Origin of the sequence: Oscillibacter sp., from assembly GCF_032060045.1 — a bacterium.
GTDB lineage: Bacteria > Bacillota > Clostridia > Oscillospirales > Oscillospiraceae > Oscillibacter.
Genome location: NZ_DAMBZJ010000010.1, coordinates 38,557 through 41,835, shown reverse-complemented (window position 1 = coordinate 41,835; position 3,279 = coordinate 38,557). Strand labels below are relative to the sequence as shown.

General features: G+C 53.8%; 3 protein-coding genes. All 3 read left to right on the top strand.

The genetic code is table 11. The features are described from left to right. A partial coding sequence (locus tag RT018_RS05865; protein ID WP_312940109.1) for a TRAP transporter fused permease subunit occupies nt 1-1,102 on the top strand: 1,102 nt, incomplete at its 5' end. A 278-nt stretch (nt 1,103-1,380) separates the two neighbouring features. After that, a complete protein-coding gene (locus RT018_RS05860) occupies nt 1,381-3,093 on the top strand; it encodes an HlyD family efflux transporter periplasmic adaptor subunit (RefSeq protein ID WP_312940108.1) in 1,713 nt (570 codons plus the stop codon). Nucleotides 3,094-3,098: 5 nt separating this feature from the next. Continuing rightward, nucleotides 3,099-3,279: ATP-binding cassette domain-containing protein (locus RT018_RS05855; RefSeq protein ID WP_312940106.1), on the top strand; the 181-nt coding region annotated here is incomplete at its 3' end.

Genomic DNA, 3,279 nt, shown 5'->3' with positions numbered 1-3,279 from the left:
GGTGGAGGCTGCGTCCTCTACCGGCGGACAGATTATGCCTCCCATTATGGGCGCAGCCGCATTCTTGATGTCGGAGTATATCGGCGTGAGCTATGGGCAGATCGCCCTCCGGGCAATTCTTCCTGCGTTTTTGTATTTCGCTGGTATTTACATTGCCGTCCATCTGGAGGCAAAGCGTTTGCGCTTGAAGGGCATTCCTAAGAACGAGCTGCCTAAAATCGGCATCCTGATGAAGAAGATGTATCTGCTGTTGCCGCTGGTGATTCTGGTGGTGCTGGTGTCCACCAACACTTACACAATGCAGTTCTCCGCCGCCGTGGCAATCCTCATCGCCATAATAGTGGGCTTCATCAATAAGGATGAGCGGCTGAATCTTACTAAAATCATTGACGCTCTGGAAAACGGCGGCAGAAACGTGATTACCGTGGCCGTAGCCTGCGCCATGGCGGGTATGATCGCAGGCTGCATCACCGTTACTGGCCTTGCATCCAAGCTGCTGGGCGGTATTCTAACCGCGTCCATGGGGATTCCGCTGATTGCCCTGTTCCTGACCATGATCGCTTGTATCATTCTGGGCATGGGCGTTCCCACCACGGCAAACTACTGCATCATGGCCTCCACCTGCGCACCGATTTTGGTGCAGATGGGCTTCCCCATCATGGTGTCGCACTTCTTTGTGTTCTACTTCGGCATTGTGGCGGATATTACACCTCCCGTGGCGCTGGCCGCCTATGCAGGCGCCGCCATTGCAAGGGGCAACCCCATGAAAACCGGAGTAAATGCAACGAGGCTGGCTATCGCCGCGTTCATTGTACCGTACATCTTTGCTTTCAGTCCCGTAATGCTGGGCATCGACGCCCAGTGGTATGACATGGTGATTATCGTGGTCACCTCTTTGCTGGGCATGTTTGGTGTTGCGGCGGGCCTTGGCGGATTCCTGTACAAAAGGATCAATTGGATACTCCGCATCGTGCTCGTCGCTGGCGGTCTGGCAATGATGATTCCCGGAACAGTGACAGATATCTCCGGCCTTGCGGTTTTGGCAGCGTTGGTTGTCTATCAGCGCTTCTCAGCTAAGAAGGATCAGGCCCAAATTGCCTGATTGCCGTAAAACCTCCTTGAAAAGGCCCCGCCGTTTATCGGCGGGGCCTTTCCTATGTAAATGGAAAAGTTTTTAAAAGTTTTGCTTTTTGGAAACTTTTTTCGACGTTTGTGCGTCATTATAGAGAATGCAAAAAATATAGGTGGCAGATCAGTCTTGAAAACGGTCGGGCATTTGAACTGTAACTGTTTTGTTGTTGATTTGCACGGCATACTGTATTAATCTGATTGATACAGTTATTTTTTGTCACAGGCGGCTCTGTGAGAAAGGAACAGCAAATGGCAGAAGTGAAAGATCCAATGAAAAGCGGGGAGACCGCGCCGGAGGAGGTTAGCGTCTTATCATCCGGTAATGAAGGCGCACCTTCAGGCGGGATTTCGGCGGACGGAGGGAAGCACAAGCGCCCGCCTATGACGCCAAAACAGAAAAAGAAGCTGATCCGCTGGGGAATCATCGGTGGCGTGACTTTGGTTGCCGTCATTGCACTGTCGAAAATCCTGGGTGGCGGCGCGAAGCCGGAGGCTAAGGTAGTTGAGGATACGGTGATGTACAATTCCATCACCTCTACCGTGCAAGGCAGTGGTATTACCAAAGCCAAGGAGAGCAAGGTCATCACTCTGACTACCTCTGGCACGGTGCAGGAAGTTTTTGTCACCGAGGGCCAGCAGGTCACGGCGGGAACGCCGCTCTTTGTCATCGATTCCGAAACGGCCCGAACCGCTGTGGAAAAGGCCCGGAAGGAAGTAGATGGCTATCAGAAGAAGCTCAACACCATGCAGAAGGATATTGCGGGCTTGAACCTGACCCCACCCTTTGCCGGAACGTTGAAGGACATTGTGAAACTGAACGTGGGCGAGGAAATCGGCAAAGGCACAAAGGTGGCCACACTGGTAGACGACCGCACCATGAAACTTCAACAGTACTACAGCTACGCCTATGAGGGCGATATCCGGGTGGGGCAGACCGCGGATGTGTCGATTCCCGCGCTGATGGGGAATGTCACCGGCACTGTCTCCGCGGTACATATGGTAGATCGGATTTCTCCGGAGGGCGCGCGGCTGTTTGAGGTGGAATTTTCCATCAAGAATCCCGGCACGCTGACCGGGGATATGGTTGCCTCCGCCGTGCTTACGGCGGGAGGCGAAAGTGTGTATCCCTATGAGGCCGGCAAGCTGGAATACAACCGTGTAATTGATTTGAAAACGACTGTCAGCGGCACGGTGGTTTCCACAAGCCTGTTGGACTTTTTAGATGTGACTCCCGGAAAGGTGCTGGTGCAGATTGACGGAGAAAACAGCGAAAATGAGTTGTTTTCTCTGGAGCAGAGCCTGGCGGACGCGAAAAAGACGTTGAAGACCGCGGAGGAGAATCTGGATAACTGCAGCGCCGTGGCTCCCATCGACGGAACGGTGATGGGGCTTGCGCTTACTACCGGGGAGGAGGTTGCCGCAAATACCACGGTTATTTCCATTGCCGACACCACCACCATCCTGATTGACGCCACGGTAGACGAGCGGAACATCGGCTATGTAAAGGCGGGAATGCCGGTGGATCTGGACCAGTGGGGAACCCCGTTTATGGGAATGGTGCAGTCCGTCAGTCTTAACAGCAAGGTGGAAAACGGTGTGGCAGCCTATCCCATGGTGATTTCCGTGGACAACATTGACGGTTCGCTCATGAGCGGCAGTAACGTTACCTATACTTTGGTGGCAAGCCAAAACGACAACTGCCTGACGCTGCCCATCCAGAGCGTGAAAAACGCCCAGTTTACGGACGAGTCCTCCGGCTACGTGGTGTTCGTCAAGGCGCCGAAGGCCCCGGAGAATGCCGCAGAGCTGGCGGTTCCTGTGGACGGCGTGCCCGATGGATACTATCCGGTGCCGGTGGAAATCGGCATTTCCGACAACTATAACGTGGAGATTAAGTCCGGCGTGGAAGAGGGCACCGTTGTGTTCACCACCACCCAGATGGAAAACTCCTATGGATGGTAAGGCCTATGCTAATCGAATTGAAAGAAATATATAAAATCTATGCGGAGGGCCTTGAAAGCGAGGTTCGGGCGCTGGACGGTATCTCTTTGAACATCGAGCGGGGAGAGTTTGTGGCCATCGTGGGCCAGTCCGGCTCGGGAAAGTCCACCATGATGAACGTGCTGGGCTGTCTCGATATTCCCACCA

Bases quoted from the DNA above. Each gene is read 5' to 3' on its own strand.
- RT018_RS05860 (WP_312940108.1), top strand. From the start codon at position 1,381: ATGGCAGAAGTGAAAGATCCAATGAAAAGCGGGGAGACCGCGCCGGAG.